The 267-nt window shown below is 44.9% G+C and carries 1 rRNA gene; it reads right to left on the minus strand.

What is annotated here, in order from left to right:
- Positions 1-149: 149 nt before the first annotated feature.
- Positions 150-266 (minus strand): 5S ribosomal RNA (rrf, locus tag IWT5_RS11870).
- Position 267: the final 1 nt, after the last annotated feature.

The raw sequence follows: 267 nt of genomic DNA on the forward strand, positions 1-267 counted from the left end.
CATTATCCAAAAAATCAGACAAGCTTAAGGCTTATTTAGTGTGCGCTATTTTCGATACATTATCAAAATAAATTCATCTCGTAAGTCGCTTCATACTTGACTTATGGTAGAAAAAAACAGCCATCGATTTCTCGATGACTGCTTCGCTTGCGTGGCAACGTCCTACCCTCGCAGGGGGCGATCCCCCAACTACTCTTGGCGTGCTGAAGCTTAACTTCTGTGTTCGACATGGGAACAGGTGTATCCTTCAGGCTATCGCCACCACAC

The organism is Secundilactobacillus mixtipabuli (assembly GCF_002217925.1).
Taxonomy (GTDB): domain Bacteria; phylum Bacillota; class Bacilli; order Lactobacillales; family Lactobacillaceae; genus Secundilactobacillus; species Secundilactobacillus mixtipabuli.